Genomic DNA, 18,836 nt, shown 5'->3' on the forward strand with positions numbered 1-18,836 from the left:
GCCCGACCGGCGCCGTAGCCTGGCCGGATGCCCGATGACATCCGCGGCTTGTGGCCGCTCGTGCCCGCCACAGCCACCGACTGGCTCGCAGGACTGGCCGATGACGACGGCCTCACCGGCTACGAGGTACCGGGCCTGCCCGACGCCGCCTGGGTGCTCGGCGGCATGTACGCGCGAGGAGAGACCGCCGGGGAGTCGGCCAACGACAGACAGGGCAGGGACGAGCACCCGGGCCCGGGCTGGGAGCGGCTGCGCTGGGCAGAGCTGGCCGTTCGCCTCGGCGATCCGGTCGTGCCGCAGGGCGTCTATCCCGGCTTCCGCTGCTTCCCGTCGGCGAAGAGCCAGAGGCACCGCATCGGCACCATCGAGTGGCCCGCCGAGGGAAGTCTCGACCGGACCACGTGGGACCAGCTGATCCGCTTCCTCACCGCACACAGTCCGCAGGGAGCGGACACCCCTTGCCTGGCCTACTACAACCCCTTGGTCATGCAGGACTTCGAAACCAAGCACGTCCGCTCGGGTCGGCTGGGAGCGGCCGGAGCCCTCTTCGACAACCCCGAGGTCCTCTACACGCCCTCCAACCTGTGGGCCGCGGACCGCTCCTGGGTCGTCCTCACCGACTACGACCTCTGGGGTTCCAAGGTCTGTGGCCCCCGTCCGCTCGTGGAGGCGCTGCTCGCGGACCCCGAGCTCGAGGCCGTCCGCCTGCCCTGGACCAGTTAGCACGGCGCGAGGCCCCGTACCACCGCAGCCGCGGCGGCACGGGGCCTCGTACGGTCATGGCGCCGGGCGGATCAGCCGTGCCAGGAGCGCCACAGGGCGGCGTACGCGCCGCCGGCCTCGACCAGGGCGTCGTGCGAGCCGAGCTCGGTGATGCGGCCGCCCTCGACCACCGCGATGACGTCCGCGTCGTGCGCGGTGTGCAGCCGGTGCGCGATCGCGATCACCGTGCGGCCGTCCAGCACCCGGGCCAGCGAGCGTTCCAAGTGCCGTGCCGCGCGCGGGTCCAGCAGCGAGGTGGCCTCGTCCAGCACCAGCGTGTGCGGATCGGCCAGCACCAGCCGGGCCAGCGCGATCTGCTGCGCCTGCGCCGGGGTCAGCGCCGCCGAGCCCGAGCCGACCTCGGTGTCCAGGCCGGCGTCCAGCGCCCGCGCCCAGTCCTCCGCGTCGACGGCGCCGAGCGCCGCCCACAGCTCGCCGTCCCCGGCCTCCGTGCGCGCGAGGCGCAGGTTGTCCCGCAGGGAGCCCACGAACACGTGGTGTTCCTGGTTGACCAGGGCCACGTGCTCGCGCACCCGTTCCGCGGGCATCTGCGACAGCTGCGCCCCGCCGAGGGTGATCTCGCCGGTCCGCGGCGCGTAGATGCCCGCCAGGAGCCGGCCCAGGGTGGACTTGCCGGCGCCCGAGGGCCCGACCAGGGCCATCCGGGTCCCCGGCGGCACCGACATCGACACCTGGTGCAGTACGTCGACGCCCTCGCGGTACCCGAAGTGCACCTGGTCCGCCCGGACGTCCCTGCCGTCCGGGGAGACACCCGCGTCGCCCGCGTCGGGCTCGATCTCCCTCACGCCCACCAGCCGGGCCAGCGAGACCTGCGCGATCTGGAGCTCGTCGTACCAGCGCAGGATCAGACCGATCGGGTCGACCATCATCTGCGCCAGCAGGGCGCCCGTGGTCAGTTGCCCCACCGACATCCAGCCCTGGATCACGCAGTACCCGCCGATCAGCAGCACCGAGCCGAGGATCGTCACGTAGGTGACGTTGACGACCGGGAAGAGGACCGTCCGCAGGAACAGCGTGTACCGCTCCCACGCCGTCCACTCCTTGATCCGCCGCTCCGACAGCTCGATCCGGCGCCCGCCGAGGCGGTGCGCCTCGATGGTTCGGCCCGCGTCCACCGTCTCGGTGAGCACGGCCGCGACCGCCGCGTACCCGGCCGCCTCGGAACGGTAGGCCCGGGGGGCCCGCTTGAAGTACCAGCGGCAGCCGACCACCAGCACCGGCAGCGCCACCAGCGCGGCGAGCGCCAGCGGCGGTGCGGTCACCGCGAGCGCCCCGTAGAGCAGGCCCGCCCACACCACGCCGATGGCCAGCTGCGGCACGGCCTCGCGCATCGCGTTGGCCAGCCGGTCGATGTCCGTGGTGATCCGCGACAGCAGGTCACCGGTTCCCGCACGCTCCAGGACGCCCGGCGGCAGGCCCACCGACCGCACGAGGAAGTCCTCGCGCAGATCGGCCAGCATCTCCTCGCCGAGCATCGCCCCGCGCAGCCGGACCAGCCGCACGAACACGGTCTGGATGCCGAGCGCCAGGGCGAACAGCAGCCCCACCCGGCCCAGATGGAGTTCGCGGGCCCCTTCCGAGAGCCGGTCCACGACCTGGCCCAGCAGGTACGGGCCGACCATGGAGGCGATCACCGCGACCGTGTTGACCCCCACCAGGACCAGGAAGGCCCGCCGGTGGCGGCGGAACAGGCCGCGCACGTAGCCCCGTACCGTCGCGGAGCTGCCCACGGGCAGGGTCGCGGCCGTTTCCGGGGCGGCCGGATCGTAGTGCGGCGGCGCCACGCCGATCATGCGGATTCCTCGATCTCTGTCAGTACGGATTCCAGCCGCGGGAGCCGCTGTTCTTCCGCGGTCCGCTGTTCTTCCTCGGTCTCGCGGGTGACGACCGCCCGGTAGCGCGGGTCGCCGTGCAGCAGCTCGCGGTGCGTGCCGCTCGCCGCCGCCTTGCCCTCGTGGATCAGGACGACCCGGTCGGCGCGGTCCAGCAGCAGCGGTGAGGAAGCCAGTACCACCGTCGTGCGACCGGAGCGCAGCGCCGAGATCCCCTCCGCGATCCGCGCCTCGGTGTGCGAGTCGACCGCCGAGGTCGGCTCGTCCAGCACCAGCACTTCGGGGTCGGTCACCAGGGACCGCGCCAGCGCCAGCCGCTGGCGCTGCCCGCCGGACAGCGAGCGGCCGCGCTCGGTGATCCGGGCGTCCATCGGGTCGTCCACCCCGTCCGGGGCGGACTGCAGCAGGGCGTCCAGCACGTCCGCGCACTGGGCCGCCGCGAGCGCCGCGGACGGTACGACCGCTCCGGACGCCGGTACGTCGAACAATTCGCGCAGCGTCCCGGACAGCAGGACCGGATCCTTGTCCTGTACGAGGACCAGCTCGCGCGCGGTGCCGAGCGCGAGCTCGTCCAGCGCGACCCCGCCCAGGAGGACGGAGGGCCCGGCCGCCGCGTCCATCGGGTGCCCGCCCAGGCGCTCGGCGAGCCGGCCCGCCAGGTCGGGGTCCCCGCAGACCACGGCGGTGAACCGGCCCGCCGGGACCAGCAGCCCGGTCTCCGGGTCGTACAGGTCCCCGCCGGAGGCCGGGGCCCGCACCGCCTCGGTGGCGACGACGGGCTCCGCAGTCGCCTCCGGCTCGGCCCCGGCCTCCGCCTGTGCGCCGGTCCGGGTCAGCGACAGCACCCGGGCGGCCCGTTTGGCGGAGGGACGGGAGAAGGAGTACGCCATGGCGATCTCCTCGAAGTGCCGCAGCGGGTAGAGCATGGTCGCCACCGCGCTGAAGGCGGCGACGAGTTCGCCGACGTCCAGCCGGCCGTCCAGGACGAGCGCGGACCCGTACCAGACCACCGTGACCAGCAGCGCGCCCGGCAGCAGCACCTGGATCGCGGAGATCAGCGCCCACATCCGGGCACTGTGCACCGCTGCCTCGCGGACCTGCTGCGAGGCCTCGCGGTAGCGGCCGAGGAAGAGCTCCTCGCCGCCGATGCCGCGCAGCACCCGCAGCCCCGCCACGGTGTCGGAGGCCAGTTCGGTGGCCTTGCCCGCCTTCTCCCGCTGGATGTCGGCGCGCCGGGTGGCGCGCGGCAGCAGCGGCAGGACGGCCAGGGCCAGCACCGGCATGCCGACGGCCACGACCACGCCGATGGTGGGCGCGTAGAACAGCAGGACGACACAGCCGATGACCAGGGTCAGGGCGGCGGCCAGGAAGCGGGAGACCGCTTCGACGAACCAGCCGATCTTCTCCACGTCGCCCGTGGACACGGCCACGACCTCGCCCGCCGCGACCCGTTGGGTCAGGGCGGAACCGAGCTCGGCGGTCTTGCGGGCGAGCAGCTGCTGGACCCGGGCGGCGGCGGTGATCCAGTTGGTGACGGCCGTACGGTGCAGCATCGCGTCGCCGACCGAGATCGCGACGCCGAGCAGCGCGATCAGGCCGCCGACCCACAGCAGTCGGGAGCCGTCGCGGTTCACGACCGCGTCGATGCCCAGGCCCACGGTGTACGGCAGCCCCGCGACGCCGCCGAAGTGCAGGAGCCCCCAGCACAGGCTTTTGGCCTGTCCGCCGAGTTGGCCCCGTCCCAGCCACCAGAGGAAGCGGGGGCCGGAGCGAGCATCGGGTACCCCTGGGTCCGGATACGGAAGATCGCTGATCTGCATGACGCCCCATGACTGGTCGAGTGTTCCAAACCGTGCAAGGTTCGCGTTCCGGACCGGCCCGGGGCAATCGATTTTCCGTGGGCCGCGGCCCTTCGCAGCAGGGTCTGCGCACCCGGCTGCCGCACACCCGGCGGCCGGGCGTGGCGGAGCGGGTTCGGCGTCCGCTGTCAAGGCACGAATTCCCGAGACATGACGTGCGGTCTTTCGATCATGCCTAGTGGAAAGCGACCCTTCACTCCGCAGGACGGCTTGGGAGATACGCATGGCGACACACCCCGAGATCACGCGCTGGGCGGCAGCCGACCGAATGCCGGAGGAATGCGACGGCATCTCACTCGCCCGGTCCGTGACGGAACAGGTTCGGCTGACAGGGAAGCATTTCCTTTCGAATGAAACGCTTCGTCGCTTGAGTGACATCGGGCGACGGCACGGGGCGAACCGCCCGTTCCTCAGCGCCTTTCTCGACTGCGCCCTCGACAAGCACGAGGGGCGTTTTCATAACCGGACCTACCTCGCGCTGCCGGTCCTGGAACTCCTCATGGACGATCGGAACGCCGCGCCGAGCGCGGACCGGATGTCGACCCTGCTGATGGCCGACGTGGTGCGTTTCGAGATCGAGGCGGCAGCCGGGTCGCCCGAGGGCCCCGGGCGGGACCGGCCGGATGCGCCGACGCTGAGCACGCGCTTGAGGCATGCCCTGCGGCTCGTGACGGGGCTCGATCGGCCGGGGTTCGATCGGCCGGGGTTCGATCGGCCGGGGTTCGATCGGCCGGAGGCCGACGGCCTTCCGTCGCGGCTGGCGCACGCTCCCCGGTCCCGCCTCGAAGGTCTTGCCGATCGCCTGCCCCGGCCGCCGGCGACGGATCGCGGCCGGTGGTTCGACGTCACCGTCCAGCCCGTCTCCGTCGTTCACGACGAATACTTCTTCATCCGCGTCCTCCAGACCCACGAAATGCATTTCACCGCAATAGCGGAATCCATGAAGAACGCGATCGGGGCGCTGCGCGCAGGGAATGCGGAAAGGGCCGTGGAGCTCGTGGAGCATGCGGTTGCGATGTTCGAGCGGGCCGCGACGCTCTTCCGCGTCGTGGCCACGATGAGGGCGGAACAGTTCTCCGCCTTCCGCCAGTACACCCAGGGTGCCAGCGCCATTCAGTCCGAACAGTACAAACGGTTCGAGAGCCTGTGTGGTGTTCCGCCCGTACCGCGCCTGGAGTCGTCCGCATTCACGAGCGTGCCCGCCGTACGGGCCGAGGTGCAAGATCCCGGCCACGACACCGTCACCCGGGCCTATCTCGATCTCCGGAACGAAGGGCGCGTCGACGGGGAGCGGTGGAACCGCCTCGACATGGCGATCAGCCGTCTGGAGCGTGGGCACCAGCGGTGGAAGTCGGCACATCGAGGTCTGGCCGCCCGCATGCTCGGCGACGCCCACGGTTCGGGCTACACCGACGGAGTCCCCTACCTCACACAATGCCTGGAAAACCGACTGTTCTGGCAACTGGACGCCGGCCACTGATACGCGAACCGGCGGTCATTGCGGCCGTGTTGCAGGTTCGTGGCCATCGGGACGAGGAGGTTCCCGCAGATGGGGTCGGGCTTCTACGGTCCGTCGGGAATCACGACCAAGGAGTGCCCCGCCATGCCCCTCGACCTGTCGGACGAGAGCCAGTACGACCGCGTGCGCCTGAAGCAGTGGGCGCGCGACCGCGCCCGCTCCGCCGGGGTGGACCGCCGGGACCTGCTCAAGCTGTTCGCGGCGGGAGCCGCGGCCGGCTCGCTGGGACTGGGCGCCGCCGGAACCGCCGCGGCCGGCACCGGCGGTGCGACGACCGCCGCTGCCGCACTGCCCGGGACCGTGAAGCCGCTGCCGCCCGAGCTGTTCACCATCCGGGGCACCAACGCGGAGACCAACTTCGCCGCCCTGCGCGGCACGGGTTCCTTGACCCCCCTCGACCGGTTCTTCGTACGCAACCACACCGTCACCCCGCGCCTCGACGCGAACGACTGGCGGCTGAAGGTGTGGGGCGACGCCCTGTCCGGCGGGCCGGTGGAGTTCTCCTACGACCGGCTGCGCGCGCTGCCGGCGGTCGAACGGACCCTGTTCATCGAGTGCGCGGGCAACGGCCGCAGCTTCTACACCACCCAGCAGGGCCAGCAGGTGAGCGGGACCGCGTGGACCCTCGGCGCGATCGGTGTGGCCCGCTGGCGCGGTGCCCGGCTGTCCGACGTCCTGAGGCAGGCGGGCCTGACCCGCGGGGCCGTGGACGTGCTGCCCCGCGGGCTGGACGACGAGGTCGTCACGAACGGGGTGAACCTGGGCCGGGTGCGGCGCCCGCTGCCCGTCTCCAAGGCCCTCGACGACGTGATCCTCGCGTACGAGATGAACGGCGAGCCGCTGCCGCCCGACCACGGCGGTCCGGTCCGCGTGGTCGTACCGAACTGGATCGGGATCTCCTCGATCAAGTGGGTCGGGGACATCGAGGTGAGCGGGCAGCCCCTCTACACACCGTGGAACACCGACCTGTACCGGCTGTTCGGGCCCGACCAGCCGCCGCAGGGCAGCGCCCCGCTGACCCGCCAGACCATCAAGAGCGCCTTCGAACTGGAGCTCGGCGCGACCGTGCCCGTCCGCCGGACGCGGCTGCTGACCGGGCGCTCGTGGTCGGGCGCGGCGCCCGTGCACCGGGTGGAGGTCAGTACCGACGGCGGGGACCACTGGCAGCGGGCCCGGCTGCACGACGTCCCGCGCCGGGGCAGCTGGGTGCGCTGGTCATTGCCGTGGACCCCACGGGCCACCGGCCCGACCGCACTGCTGGCGCGGGCCACCGACACCACCGGACGGACCCAGCCGGCCACCACGGCCCACAACACGCAGGGCTACCTGTTCGACGCGGTGGTGCGCCACCCCGTGAGCGTGGTCTGACCTCGGCAAGACACCCCTTCTAGGGCCGGGTGGCGCGCTCCAGTTCCAGCAGCGCCGAGTAGTAGCTGCGGCCCGTCGCCCGGTCCATGCCCACCTCGCACATCCGGTTCGCCGACAGGTGCGCGTCGAACTGCCGCGCCGTCACCTCGGCGGCCTCGCGCGCCGTCGCCGACTCCGTCAGCTCCGGGTGCAGCATGCCTCGGTCGCCCGCGAAGGCGCAGCACCCGGTGTCGTACGGGACCACCACCTCGTCGGCGCAGGCCTCGGCCACGGCCCGCAGGTGTGCCTCGTCGTCGAGGTGCCGCATCGAACAGGTGGGGTGGAGCACCGCCGAGCCCACCGTGCGCCGGACCTCCAGGTGCGGCAGGAGCTCCTCGGCCGCCCAGACGATGGAGTCGACGATCCGCAGCTCGGCGTGGAGCGAGCGGTTGTCGTCCGTCAGGTACGGGACCACCTCGTGGGCGATGCCCAGGGTGCAGGAGGACGCGTCGACCACGAGCGGCAGTCGTCCGCCGGCCGTCCAGCCCCAGGCGGCCTCCACGATCCGGTTGGCCATCACGCGGTTGCCGGCGTCGTACCCCTTGGAGTGCCAGATCGTCGCGCAGCAGGTGCCCCGGACGTCCCCGGGGATCCACACCGGCCTGCCCGCCCGCTCCGACACCGCCACCACGGCCTCGGGCAGGGAGGGCCCGGAGGCACCGTCGGGGCCCCCGAAGATCCGGTTGACGCAGGCCGGGTAGTAGACCGCGGCGGCGCCCCCGCGCCGGGTGACGGGCAGGGTGCGGGCCGCGGCGCCGGGGACCTGCGGCAGCCACTCCGGGACCAGATCGGGCCGTACGATCCTGCGCGCGGCCCCCGTCACGGCCTCCAGGATCCCGTCCCCGACCGCGTTGGTGATCTTGTCGGCGGCGGCCACGGCCAGCCGCGCGGCCCCTTCCACGGCGCCGAACCGCAGGGCGGCGAGCTCGGCCGCACGCTCCTCGCGCGGGCTGTGCCGGCGGTGGCGGAAGTCCTTCATCAGGGCGCCGGTGTCGATGCCGACGGGGCAGGCGAGCTTGCAGGTGGAGTCGCCGGCGCAGGTGTCCACGGCGTCGTACCCGTAGGCGTCGAGCAGGCCGTCGAGGACGGGGGAGCCGGGCTGCTGGCGCATCATCTCCCGGCGCAGCACGATGCGCTGGCGCGGGGTGGTCGTCAGATCCTCGCTGGGGCAGGTCGGTTCGCAGAACCCGCACTCGATGCAGGGGTCGGCGACCGCCTCCACCTGCGGGATCGTCTTGAGGCCGCGCAGGTGCGCCGTGGGATCGCGGTCCAGGAGGATCCGCGGGGCGAGCACCAGGTCCGGATCGACGACCCGCTTGGTCCGCCACATCATCTCGGTGGCCCGGGGTCCCCACTCCAGTTCCAGGAAGGGGGCCATGTTGCGACCGGTGGAGTGCTCGGCCTTCAGCGAGCCGTCGAAGCGCTCCACGGTGAGCCGGCAGAAGGCATCCATGAACGCGGCGTACCGCTCCACGTCCGCGGGCCGGGCGGCGTCGAAGGCGAGCAGGAAGTGCAGGTTGCCGTGGGCGGCGTGCCCGGCGACGGCCGCGTCGAAGCCGTGCTCCGCCTGGAGTTCGAGGAGCGCCTCGCAGGCCTCGGCCAGCCGGGACGGGGGGACCGCGAAGTCCTCGGTGATCAGGGTGGTGCCGGAGGCGCGGGCGCCGCCGACGGCGGTGACGAAGGCCTTGCGGGCCTTCCAGTAGCCGGAGATGGTCTTGGCGTCGCGGGTGAAGGCATTGGTCACCGAGTCCACCGGGGCCACCAGGTCCAGCCCGGCCAGCACCGCGGCGGCCCGCCGCTCGTACTCCGCGCGGCCGGCCTCGTCGGGAGCCCGGAACTCCACCAGCAGCGCGGTGGTGTCCTTGGGCAGCCCGGCCCAGTCGGCGGGGACGCCCGCGACGCTCACCGAGGCGCGCAGGGTGTTGCCGTCCATCAGCTCGACGGCCAGTGCCCCCGCCTCGTTGAAGAGCGGTACGGCGGCGGCCGCGGCGGGCAGCGAGGGGAAGAAGAGCAGGGCGCTGGTGAGCTCGCGGTCCAGCGGCAGCGTGTCGAAGACGACCTCGGCGATGAAGCCGAGCGTGCCCTCGGAGCCGACCATCAGCCCGCGCAGGATCTCCACCGGGGTGGCGCCGTCGAGGTAGGCGTCGAGGCGGTAGCCGGTGGTGTTCTTGATCTCGTACTTGGCCCGGATCCGGGCGACGAGCTCGGGATCGGCCTCGATCTCCTTCTTGATCTCCATCAGGCCGTGGCACAGGGCGGGCTCGGCGTGCTCCAGCTCCTCGTCGGCGAGCGGATCGGCGGTGTCCACCACGGTGCCGCTCGGCAGCACGAAGGTGAGGGAGGACAGGGTGCGGTACGAGTTCCTCGTGGTGCCCGCGGTCATGCCCGAGGCGTTGTTCGCGACGACTCCGCCGAGGGTGCAGGCGATGGCGCTGGCCGGGTCCGGGCCGAGGATCCGGCCGTGCCGGGCGAGCGCGGCGTTGGCGCGCACGACCGTGGTGCCGGGCTGGATCCGGGCCCGCAGGCCCTCCTCGAGCACCTCGACACCGGCCCAGTGGCGGCGCACGTCGACGAGGATGTCCTCGCCCTGGGCCTGACCGTTGAGCGAGGTCCCGGCGGCCCGGAAGACCACCTCGCGCTGCTTGCCGTGGGCGTAGGACAGCACGGCGGAGACGTCGTCGATGTCCTCCGCGATCACGACGACCTGCGGCAGGAACCGGTACGGGGAGGCGTCGGAGGCGTAGCGGACCAGGTCGGAGACGCCCGAGAGCACCTTGTCGGCCCCCAGCAGCTCGGCCAGCTCGCTCCGCAGCGGCTCGGGGGTGCCCGTCGAGGCGCGGTCCGGCACCCGGTCGGGGGCGGGGCCGCTGAGCGTGCGCGGGCGCAGGGCCCCCGGCTTCGGTTCCAGCAGTGGCATCTGCAGCCCCTCAACTCGCGCCGTGTCGGTCGATCCCACTCGGTCGATCGATCCGACTCAGTCGATCTCACTCGTTCGGCGCAGCCCCGGACCGGTTCCGGCCGGACCGTCGCCCGTCAGCAGCCGTGCTCCGTCGGAGCGTCCGCCAGAGCGTTCAGCAGACCGCCGAGCACCTCGCGCTGATCGGCGGTCAATGGAGCCAGGATCTCCTCTGCGGCTCCGGTTCGCGCGTTGCGCAGGCGGCGCAGCGTGGCGCGGCCGGTGTCGGTGAGCTCGATCCTTATGACACGGCGGTTCGCCGGGTCCGGCACGCGGCGGACGCAGTCGGCGCTCTCCAGGCCGTCGACCAGCGTGGTCACGGCACGGGGCACCACCTCCAGGCGGGCGGCGAGGTCCGCCATCCGGGGCGGCCGCACCGTGGAGAGGTGGGCGACGGTGCGCAGCAGCCGGGACTGGGCCGGGGTGATGCCGAGCGGCTCCAGATGGCGCTTCTGGATGCGGTGGAGCCGCCGGGTCAGGCGGAGCAGCTGCTCGGCGAGCACGCCGTCGGTCGTGTCGGCGCTGTCGGTGCCGCCGGCGCCCTGGCTGCTGTCGGTCTCGGAAGCGGTGCTCATGCTGCGGTCCTCATAATGGGAACGATATCAGGACCAGATTCATTGTGAGTATAGGTAACAATGAGCTATGCTCATTCGAGTCTCGTCACCTGTCATGAAGGAGGCCCATGCGCCCCAAAGAACTCGAGTGGGAACCCTCGAAAGAATCCCTCGACCCCAGCGGCCCCGCGCCGGACGAGCGCCCGCGCGAGCTGCGCCGCATCGTCGGTCTCTTCCGGCCCTACCGGGGCCGCCTCGCCGTCGTCGGCATCCTCGTCGCCGCCTCCTCGCTGGTCGGAGTCGCCACCCCCTTCCTGCTGAAGGAGGTCCTCGACGTCGCGATCCCGCAGGGCCGTACCGGGCTGCTCAGCCTGCTCGCCCTCGGCATGATCGCGACCGCGGTCGTCACCAGCATCTTCGGCGTGCTCCAGACCCTGATATCCACCACCGTCGGCCAGCGCGTCATGCACGATCTGCGCACCGCCGTCTACGCACAGCTCCAGCGGATGCCGCTGGCCTTCTTCACCCGTACGCGCACCGGCGAGGTGCAGTCCCGCATCGCCAATGACATCGGCGGCATGCAGGCCACGGTCACCTCCACGGCGACCTCCCTCGTCTCGAACGCGACGGCCGTCATCGCCTCCGTCGTCGCGATGCTCGCGCTCGACTGGCGGCTCACGCTCGTCTCGCTCGCCCTGCTGCCCGTCTTCGTGTGGATCAGCCGCCGCGTCGGCGGCGAGCGCAAGAAGATCACCGCGCAGCGCCAGAAGCAGATGGCCGCGATGGCCGCGACGGTCACCGAGTCCTTGTCGGTCAGCGGCATCCTGCTCGGCCGCACGATGGGCCGCGCCGATTCGCTCACCACCTCCTTCGCGGAGGAGTCCGAGAAGCTCGTCGACCTCGAAGTGCGCTCCAGCATGGCCGGGCGCTGGCGGATGTCCACCATCGGCATCGTCATGGCCGCCATGCCCGCGCTCATCTACTGGGCCGCCGGCATAGCGCTGCAGACCGGAGCCCCTTCGCTCTCGGTCGGCACCCTCGTCGCCTTCGTCACCCTCCAGCAGGGCCTGTTCCGGCCCGCCGTGAGCCTGTTGTCGACCGGCGTCCAGATCCAGACCTCCCTGGCGCTCTTCGCCCGCATCTTCGAGTACCTCGACCTGCCGGTGGACATCACCGAGCGCGAGGACCCCGTCCGCCTCGACCGCGCCAAGGGCGAGGTCCGCCTGGAGGACGTCCACTTCGCCTACGACGCCAAGAGCGGCCCCACCCTGACGGGCATCGACATCACGGTCCTGGCCGGCGGTTCCCTCGCGGTGGTCGGCCCGACCGGGTCCGGCAAGAGCACGCTGAGCTACCTCGTGCCCCGGCTCTACGACGTCACCGGCGGCCGGGTCGCCCTCGACGGCGTGGACGTGCGCGACCTCGACTTCGACTCGCTGGCCCGCTCCATCGGCGTGGTCTCCCAGGAGACCTACCTCTTCCACGCCTCCGTCGCCGACAACCTGCGCTTCGCCAAGCCGGACGCCACCGACGAGGAGATAGCGGAGGCGGCCCGCGCGGCCCAGATCCACGACCACATCGAGTCCCTGCCCGACGGATACGACACCCTGGTCGGCGAGCGCGGCTACCGGTTCTCCGGCGGAGAGAAGCAGCGCCTGGCCATCGCGCGCACCATCCTGCGCGACCCGCCGGTGCTGATCCTCGACGAGGCCACCAGCGCCCTGGACACCCGCACCGAGCACGCCGTGCAGCGCGCCATCGACAACCTCTCCCAGGGCCGCACCACCATCACCATCGCCCACCGCCTCTCCACCGTCCGCGACGCCGACCAGATCGTGGTGCTCGACGGAGGACGGATTGCGGAGCGCGGCACCCACGAGGAGCTGCTACAGGCCGACGGCCGGTACGCCGCCCTCGTCCGGCGCGACCGGGAGAGTGCACTCAAGCCGGAGGCTCCGGCGTCCGGCGGGCTCCTCGGGGGGCTCGGTTCCGAGATGCGCACGGCGGATCTGCTCAAGCCCGGGACGTTCAAGCCGGACACCCTGCGCGGCACCGAGCCGACCCCGGTGAACGTGTGATCGTATGACCGGAACACGGGTGGGATGCCGGGAATCTGGCGGTTCGCGGGTTAGCGTGCCCGCATGCGTCATGAGAACCGGCCGCCGTCACCGCGCCGTTCCCGGCTCACCCGCCGGGGCAGGCTGGCGCTCTTCCTCGGCACCGTCCTGGGACTCGGGGCAGCCCTCCTGATCCCCCTGTTCCCCGGGGAGCGGGCGCCCGAGAAGCCGCGCCCGCTGCTGATCCCCGAGGGCTGGCGGGCCGCACAGGTCTACGCCGCCATCGACCGTGAACTGAAGCTCCCGGCCGGCTCCGCCAAGGCCGCGGTCGCCACGACCGCCCTGCCCCTGCCCGCCGAGGCGAAGGGCAACCCGGAGGGGTACCTCTTCCCGGCCACCTATCCCGTGACCTCGCAGTCCACCCCGGCCTCCCTGCTCACCTACATGGTCGAGACGGCCAACAAGAGCCTCGCCACCAAGGCCGTGGCCGACGGCGGCAAGGCCCACGGGATGACCCCGTACCAGACGGCCACCCTCGCGAGCATCATCGAAGCGGAGGCCGAGACCCGCGGGGACATGGGCAAGGTCGCCCGGGTGGTGCACAACCGGCTGGCGAAATCGATGCCGCTCCAGATGGACTCCACCATCAACTACGCGCTGAACCGTTCCACGGTGGACACCAAGCTGAGCGAGACGAAGATCGACAGCCCCTTCAACACGTACGAACGCCAGGGCCTGCCGCCCACACCCATCGACAGCCCCGGCCTGCAGGCCATGGCGGCCGCGGTGGCCCCGACCCCCGGCGACTGGCTCTTCTTCGTCACCGTGAAGCAGGGAGACACCCGCTTCTCGTCGACGTACGAGGAACACAAACGCCACGTGGCCGACTTCAACCGCCTCCGCGCGGCGTCACGCGCGACCTGAGCCGGCCAGGGCGCACCGGCGCGAAGGCCGTCCCGCACGATCCCCATGGCACGTGCGTGACGTGCTGGAGGAGGTTCTGGACAGGCTGCCTGAACGAGCCCGCGCAGAGCTCTGCCGACTCGTGAAGCCTTTGGACGCGGTGTTCCTGCGCCGTACTCTTCCGGACCCGTTCGTGCACCGGCGCCGGTGGCGCACGCAGCACTGGTGGTACCGCCGCCTGGCCGACAGGTCGGAGTGGGGGTGAGCTGACCTTGTGTCGACCCCTCCCGAAGATCGACTACGGGTCGGCCTTCAGCGGATGCCGGCCCCGGTGCGGGTGAGGAGGCGGTGGATCTCGCGGGCCGCGGCGCCGCCTGCGCGGTTGGCGCCGATCGTCGATGCCGACGGGCCGTAGCCGACCAGGTGGATCCGCTCGTCACGGACCGCGCGGGTGCCGTCGAGCCGGATGCCGCCGCCCGGCTCGCGCAGGCGCAGCGGAGCCAGGTGGTCGATGGCGGGGCGGAACCCGGTGGCCCACAGGATCACGTCCGCCTCCACCCGGCTGCCGTCCGACCAGGCGGCCCCCGTCCTCGTGAGGTGATCGAACATCGGCCGGCGGTCCAGGACGCCCGACTCGAGCCCGCCCCGGACCGCCTCGTTCAGGGGCAGCCCGGTGACGCTGACCACGCTCCGGGGCGGCAGCCCCTGCCGCACCCGTTCCTCCACCAGGGCCACCGCCGCCCGGCCCTGCTCCTCGCCGAAGCTCCCGTCGCGGAACACCGGGGACCGCCGGGTGACCCAGGTGGTCTCCGCCGCCACCTCGGCGATCTCCAGCAAGTGCTGCACCGCCGAGGTGCCGCCGCCCACGACGATGACCCGGGCTCCGGTGAACTCGCCCGGCCCGGGGTAGTTCGCGGTGTGCAGCTGGCGGCCCCGGAAGAGCTCCTGTCCCGGGTAGCGCGGCCAGAACGGCCGGTCCCACGTCCCGGTGGCGTTGATCAGTGCCCGCGCCGACCAGGTCCCGGACCGGGACTCCACGACCAGCCGGCCGTCCGCCCCGTCGCGTACGGCGGTGACGTCCACGGGCCGGCGCACGTGCAGGCCGAAGCGGTCCTCGTAGGCGGCGAAGTACTCCGCGATCACCTCGGAGGAGGGCCGCAGCGGATCGGCGCCGGTGAGTTCCATCCCGGGCAACGCGTGCATGCCGTGGACCTTGCCGTAGGTGAGCGAGGGCCAGCGGAACTGCCAGGCGCCGCCCGGGCGCGGCGCGTGGTCCAGGACCACGTGGCGGATGCCCGCCCGCGCCAGGTGGTAGGCGCCGGACAGCCCCGCCTGTCCCGCACCCACGACGACCACGTCGACATCCACGTCCTGCACCGCGAAATCGTTCACGGTTCTACCAACTGGCGGCGAAGCCGAGATCTTCCCGGCCCCTCTCCCGTCGGGACGCGATCGGTCAGGAGCGGTGCGTGCGGAGGGTGGCCAGGACCGGGTCCCGGGGCTGGAGGGTGAGGCCCGGGAGGACCCTCGCTCGGGTCGGGCCGCTGTCCAGGTGGAAGCGCTGGGCCACGACGGCCAGGACCAGGGCGGCCTCGACCAGGGCGAAGCGGGCGCCCAGGCAGGCGCGCGGGCCGCCGCCGAAGGGGAACCAGGCGTGTTCCGGGATCCGGTGGGCGGCGGTCGCATCGGCGGACCAGCGCTCGGGGCGGAAGGCCTCCGGCTCCGGGAACCACCGCTCGTCCCGGTGCATCGACCACGGGCTGATCCACACCGACAGGCCGGCCGGGACCGGGCGGCCGCCGAGCGTGGCGCCTTCCCCGGCCACCGCGGAGATCAGCCAGATCGGCGGGTAGATCCGCAACGCTTCCTTGACCACCTGCTGGGTCCAGGGCAGCCGCGCGTAGTCCTCGTAGGTCGGCAGCCGGCCGCCGAGCACCCGGTCCAGCTCCTCCGTCAGCCGTTCGCGGGCCTCCGGTGCCCCCGAGAGCAGTTGCCAGGCCCAGGTCAAGGTGGTCGACGTGGTCTCGTGGCCGCCGATGTACAGGGTGATCGACTCGTCCCGCAGCTCCGTGCGCGACAGCGGCCCGCCGTCCTCGTCGCGGGCGGAGAGGAGCCTGCTGAGGAGGTCGTCGCGCTCCTCGCCGGCCGCCGAGGCCGCCTCGTGCTCCCGTATGACGTGCTCGATCTCGCGGTCGAGGACGTCCACGGCCGCGCGCATCCGGCGCCGTCCCGGAGTCTGCACCCAGGGCGGCAGGAACATCGTCACGCCCCTGAACTCCGCGCCCAGTTCGCGCTGCGCGGTGGCCATGGCCGCACTGATGGGCGCCTCCCGGCCCGCAGCATCGCTCCCGAACAGGGTCCGTACCGCGATGCGTTGGGTGAGTCCGGCCATCTCCCGGTGCACGTCGATCCGTGCGCCCGCGCTCCAGCCGGAGACCAGCGCGTCGGCGCACTCCACCATTGTGCCCGCGTACGCGCGCACTTGGCGCGGCCGCACCGAGGGCTGGACCAGCGCCCGCTTGCGCCGCCAGTCCTCGCCGGTGGCCACGACCACCCCGTTGCCCAGCAACTGCCTGAAGGCCCAGCCCAGTTCGGTCGGCTTGAAGGTGGACTCCACGGCGCCGAGCAGCTCACCGGCGTGCTCCGGCAGAGAGACCAGGACGTTGCGCTGCGGGCCGAGCGCCCAGGGCACCCAGTCCCCGTACTCGTCGCGCAGCGACTCGAAGAAGGCCAGCGGATCGCGGGCGAAGGCGGGCAGGTTCCCCACCAGGGGCCAGCGGCGCGGTCCGCGCTCGGAGCCCGGGGGCGTCAGGGTGGCGGTCACCCCGGCATGGTGACAGCGCCGCCCCCAGGGCGCCAGAGCGCGACGGACCCCGGGCCGCCCGGGAAGGCCGCCGGAGAAGGCCGCCGACCCGGGGCGTCCCCGTCCGGACGGCTCAGGCCGCCCGTGCGGCGGTGAGCCAGCTGTAGGCGCTCTCCGCGCTGAACTCCCTCTGCCCGGAGGGGAAGAGCAGCCCGGCCGCAGCGAAGGCCGGGTCGTCGGCGGTGGCCGCCACGTACGGGACCGCCACGCACCGCATGCCCGCCGCGTGCGCGGCCAGGGCGCCCGGCGCCGCGTCCTCGACGACCACGCAGTCGGCGGGGTCCGCGCCCAGCCGGCGCGCCGCCTCCAGGAACACGTCCGGGGCGGGCTTGCCCTGCGCGACCTCCTCGGCGGAGACCACCGTGGTCAGCAGCGTGTCCAGCCCGGTGCCCGACAGGACCGCGTCGATCGCCTCGCGCGAGGAGCCCGAGGCCACCGCCATCGGAACGCCCTCGGAGTGCAGCCGCCGCACGAAGGCGCTCATCTCGGGGTAGGCCTCGGTGTGGGTCCGGGCGAGCTCCAGATAGGCGGCGTTCTGCTCGGCGAGCAACTGCTCCACCGGGGCCGCGATCCCGTACTCGTCCCGGAGGATCTCCAGGGTTTCCAGGGTGCCGATGCCGATGTACCGGGAGTGCTGATCCCAGGTGAAATCGGGGACCCCGTGGCGCTCCAGGGTGCGTCGCCCGGACTCGTAGTAGTTCGGCTCGCTGTCCACGAGGGTGCCGTCGAGATCGAATATGACGGAGATCATCCGTTGTGCCCGTCCTGCCGGTGCCTGTCTTGTCCTGTCCCTACCATCTTGTCAGCATTCTTAGGGTTTCCGTGCCGCTCGTCCCACGGACTCGACCAGGGGGAGGAGCCGGTGCGCCACCCGCTCGCGCAGCGCGACCTCGGTCCGCGTGCGCACCACGCCGGGCAGCCGGATCAGCCGCTGGATGACGTCCTCGAGATGCGCATTGTCCCGGGCGGCCACCCGGGTCAGCAGGTCCCCGCCGCCGGTGATGGAGAAGGCCTCGATGATCTCCGGCACGGAGGCCAGTGCGTCGCCGACCTCGTCCAGATGCCCCTGCGTGACCTCGATGTGCACGAAGGCCAGGACGGGATGCCCGAGCGCGGCGGGGGAGAGCACGGGGCCGGTTCCGGTGATCACCCCGGTGCGCTCCAGCCGGTCGAGCCGGGCCTGGAGGGTGCCGCGCGCGACGCCGAGGATCCGGGCGTACTCCCGGACGCTGGTGCGCGGCTGCTCGATCAGCAGGCGCAGGATCCGTGTGTCGAGCTCGTCCACCGCCATGCCGCGACTGTACCAACGCGACCTCGTGCGTCCCGGATCAAACCCCCTGTGACCTGCGGTGGCGCCGCGCCCGCCCGGGCGGCAGGGGCAGGAATCCGCTGGTCCGCGCCCGGTACGCGGCGTAGCCGGGGCGCTCCGCCATGTGCCGCTCCAAAAGCCGTTTCCCGCTGCCGCCGATCAGCAGGTACGACATCACGAGCGGGGAGACCACCGACACCGCCGCCGCTCCGCCCGAGGTCCAGGCGGTCAGGGACAGCCCCCACCACACGCAGAAGTCGCCGAAGTAGTTCGGGTGCCGGGTCCAGGACCACAGGCCCCGGTCCATGATCCGTCCCCGGTTCGCGGGATCGGCCTTGAACCGGGCCAGCTGGTGGTCGCCGACCGCCTCGAAGAGCAGCCCGCACAGCCACAGCGCCGCGCCCGCCACCGCCAGGGCGCCCGGGCTCCCGGTCGCGTACGCCGCCGCCTGCACGGGCAGCGAGACCAGCCAGACCAGGCCCGCCTGGAGCAGGTAGACCATGCGCAGCGCGTACGCGTTCCGGCGGCCCGGAGCCTTGGCGAGCATCCGCTCGTAGCGCGGGTCCTCGCCGTGCCCCCGGCCCCGCCACGCGATGTGCCCGGACAGCCGCAGGCCCCACACCACCGCCAGGACCGCCGGCAGCGGGTGCCGGCCGCCCGACAGTGCGTACGTGGTCACCGCGACGGAGACGAAGCCCAGGCCCCAGGCCACGTCGACCCCGCGGTGCCGGCGCAGGCGGACCCCGACGGCGAAGGCGGCCAGCATGACGGCGAGGGCCGCCCCCGCCGAGACG

Annotated in this window: 14 protein-coding genes; 5 read left to right on the forward strand and 9 right to left on the reverse strand. The window is 72.5% G+C overall.

Annotation, left to right across the window (positions count from 1 at the left end; all coding sequences use genetic code 11):
• Nucleotides 1-27 precede the first annotated feature (27 nt).
• Nucleotides 28-723, forward strand: a complete 696-nt coding sequence (locus ACFRU2_RS06125; RefSeq protein ID WP_382968202.1) for a hypothetical protein — start codon at nucleotides 28-30, stop codon at nucleotides 721-723.
• 71 nt (nucleotides 724-794) lie between these two features.
• Here ACFRU2_RS06125 and ACFRU2_RS06130 read toward each other — a convergent pair whose 3' ends face one another.
• Together ACFRU2_RS06130 and ACFRU2_RS06135 are read right to left on the reverse strand one after the other, a co-directional pair.
• Nucleotides 795-2,576: an ABC transporter ATP-binding protein gene (locus tag ACFRU2_RS06130; RefSeq protein WP_382968205.1), complete on the reverse strand. Its 1,782-nt coding sequence runs from the start codon at nucleotides 2,574-2,576 to the stop codon at nucleotides 795-797.
• Nucleotides 2,573-4,435 (reverse strand): ABC transporter ATP-binding protein, encoded by a 1,863-nt coding sequence (locus ACFRU2_RS06135; protein WP_382968208.1) that lies wholly within the window; start codon nucleotides 4,433-4,435, stop codon nucleotides 2,573-2,575. Before ACFRU2_RS06135 ends, ACFRU2_RS06130 begins: the two co-directional genes overlap by 4 nt.
• 262 nt (nucleotides 4,436-4,697) lie before the next feature.
• Between ACFRU2_RS06135 and ACFRU2_RS06140 the strand changes: the two genes are divergently transcribed.
• A complete protein-coding gene (locus tag ACFRU2_RS06140; protein WP_382968210.1) occupies nucleotides 4,698-5,954 on the forward strand; it encodes a tryptophan 2,3-dioxygenase family protein in 1,257 nt (418 codons plus the stop codon).
• Nucleotides 5,955-6,077: 123 nt separating this feature from the next.
• Complete coding sequence (locus ACFRU2_RS06145; RefSeq protein WP_382968213.1) at nucleotides 6,078-7,361, forward strand: sulfite oxidase; 1,284 nt, start codon at nucleotides 6,078-6,080, stop codon at nucleotides 7,359-7,361.
• A gap of 19 nt (nucleotides 7,362-7,380) precedes the next feature.
• Here ACFRU2_RS06145 and ACFRU2_RS06150 read toward each other — a convergent pair whose 3' ends face one another.
• Together ACFRU2_RS06150 and ACFRU2_RS06155 are read right to left on the reverse strand one after the other, a co-directional pair.
• Nucleotides 7,381-10,317: an FAD-binding and (Fe-S)-binding domain-containing protein gene (locus tag ACFRU2_RS06150; RefSeq protein WP_382968216.1), complete on the reverse strand. Its 2,937-nt coding sequence runs from the start codon at nucleotides 10,315-10,317 to the stop codon at nucleotides 7,381-7,383.
• A gap of 116 nt (nucleotides 10,318-10,433) precedes the next feature.
• Nucleotides 10,434-10,931, reverse strand: a complete 498-nt coding sequence (locus ACFRU2_RS06155) for a MarR family winged helix-turn-helix transcriptional regulator (protein ID WP_382968218.1) — start codon at nucleotides 10,929-10,931, stop codon at nucleotides 10,434-10,436.
• 107 nt (nucleotides 10,932-11,038) lie between these two features.
• Here ACFRU2_RS06155 and ACFRU2_RS06160 point away from each other — a divergent pair, with 107 nt between their 5' ends.
• Both ACFRU2_RS06160 and mltG read left to right on the forward strand, forming a co-directional pair.
• A complete protein-coding gene (locus tag ACFRU2_RS06160) occupies nucleotides 11,039-12,988 on the forward strand; it encodes an ABC transporter ATP-binding protein (protein ID WP_382968220.1) in 1,950 nt (649 codons plus the stop codon).
• A gap of 63 nt (nucleotides 12,989-13,051) precedes the next feature.
• Nucleotides 13,052-13,891 carry an endolytic transglycosylase MltG gene (gene mltG / locus ACFRU2_RS06165; RefSeq protein WP_382968223.1) on the forward strand — a complete coding sequence of 280 codons (840 nt, stop codon included), beginning with the start codon at nucleotides 13,052-13,054 and terminating at the stop codon, nucleotides 13,889-13,891.
• A 291-nt stretch (nucleotides 13,892-14,182) separates the two neighbouring features.
• Here the strand turns inward: mltG and ACFRU2_RS06170 are convergent, their stop codons facing one another.
• The 5 genes from ACFRU2_RS06170 to ACFRU2_RS06190 all read right to left on the reverse strand — a co-directional run bounded on the left by ACFRU2_RS06170 (nucleotide 14,183) and on the right by ACFRU2_RS06190 (nucleotide 18,808).
• Entirely contained in the window at nucleotides 14,183-15,262 is a 1,080-nt protein-coding gene (locus tag ACFRU2_RS06170) for an FAD-dependent oxidoreductase (RefSeq protein WP_382968226.1), read from the reverse strand.
• Nucleotides 15,263-15,326: 64 nt separating this feature from the next.
• Nucleotides 15,327-16,694 (reverse strand): cytochrome P450, encoded by a 1,368-nt coding sequence (locus ACFRU2_RS06175; protein WP_382968229.1) that lies wholly within the window; start codon nucleotides 16,692-16,694, stop codon nucleotides 15,327-15,329.
• Between the two features lie 112 nt (nucleotides 16,695-16,806).
• A complete protein-coding gene (locus ACFRU2_RS06180) occupies nucleotides 16,807-17,484 on the reverse strand; it encodes an HAD family hydrolase (protein WP_382968232.1) in 678 nt (225 codons plus the stop codon).
• Between the two features lie 60 nt (nucleotides 17,485-17,544).
• The gene (locus ACFRU2_RS06185) at nucleotides 17,545-18,024 is read right to left on the reverse strand and encodes an Lrp/AsnC family transcriptional regulator (protein ID WP_249764881.1); all 480 of its coding nucleotides are present in this window, start codon (nucleotides 18,022-18,024) and stop codon (nucleotides 17,545-17,547) included.
• A 37-nt stretch (nucleotides 18,025-18,061) separates the two neighbouring features.
• Nucleotides 18,062-18,808 carry a DUF1295 domain-containing protein gene (locus tag ACFRU2_RS06190; RefSeq protein WP_382969567.1) on the reverse strand — a complete coding sequence of 249 codons (747 nt, stop codon included), beginning with the start codon at nucleotides 18,806-18,808 and terminating at the stop codon, nucleotides 18,062-18,064.
• Nucleotides 18,809-18,836: the final 28 nt, after the last annotated feature.

The sequence above is a fragment of the Streptomyces sp. NPDC056883 genome, assembly GCF_042788835.1.
GTDB classification, from domain to species: domain Bacteria; phylum Actinomycetota; class Actinomycetes; order Streptomycetales; family Streptomycetaceae; genus Streptomyces; species Streptomyces stoeckheimensis.

Excerpts from the sequence above, each read along its gene's own strand:
- ACFRU2_RS06125 (WP_382968202.1), top strand. The coding sequence starts at position 28 with ATGCCCGATGACATCCGCGGCTTGTGGCCGCTCGTGCCCGCCACAGCC.
- ACFRU2_RS06130 (WP_382968205.1), bottom strand. The coding sequence starts at position 2,576 with ATGATCGGCGTGGCGCCGCCGCACTACGATCCGGCCGCCCCGGAAACG.
- ACFRU2_RS06135 (WP_382968208.1), bottom strand. The coding sequence starts at position 4,435 with ATGCAGATCAGCGATCTTCCGTATCCGGACCCAGGGGTACCCGATGCT.
- ACFRU2_RS06140 (WP_382968210.1), top strand. The coding sequence starts at position 4,698 with ATGGCGACACACCCCGAGATCACGCGCTGGGCGGCAGCCGACCGAATG.
- ACFRU2_RS06145 (WP_382968213.1), top strand. The coding sequence starts at position 6,078 with ATGCCCCTCGACCTGTCGGACGAGAGCCAGTACGACCGCGTGCGCCTG.
- ACFRU2_RS06150 (WP_382968216.1), bottom strand. The coding sequence starts at position 10,317 with ATGCCACTGCTGGAACCGAAGCCGGGGGCCCTGCGCCCGCGCACGCTC.
- ACFRU2_RS06155 (WP_382968218.1), bottom strand. The coding sequence starts at position 10,931 with ATGAGCACCGCTTCCGAGACCGACAGCAGCCAGGGCGCCGGCGGCACC.
- ACFRU2_RS06160 (WP_382968220.1), top strand. The coding sequence starts at position 11,039 with ATGCGCCCCAAAGAACTCGAGTGGGAACCCTCGAAAGAATCCCTCGAC.
- mltG (WP_382968223.1), top strand. The coding sequence starts at position 13,052 with ATGCGTCATGAGAACCGGCCGCCGTCACCGCGCCGTTCCCGGCTCACC.
- ACFRU2_RS06180 (WP_382968232.1), bottom strand. The coding sequence starts at position 17,484 with ATGATCTCCGTCATATTCGATCTCGACGGCACCCTCGTGGACAGCGAG.
- ACFRU2_RS06185 (WP_249764881.1), bottom strand. The coding sequence starts at position 18,024 with ATGGCGGTGGACGAGCTCGACACACGGATCCTGCGCCTGCTGATCGAG.
- ACFRU2_RS06190 (WP_382969567.1), bottom strand. The coding sequence starts at position 18,808 with ATGCTGGCCGCCTTCGCCGTCGGGGTCCGCCTGCGCCGGCACCGCGGG.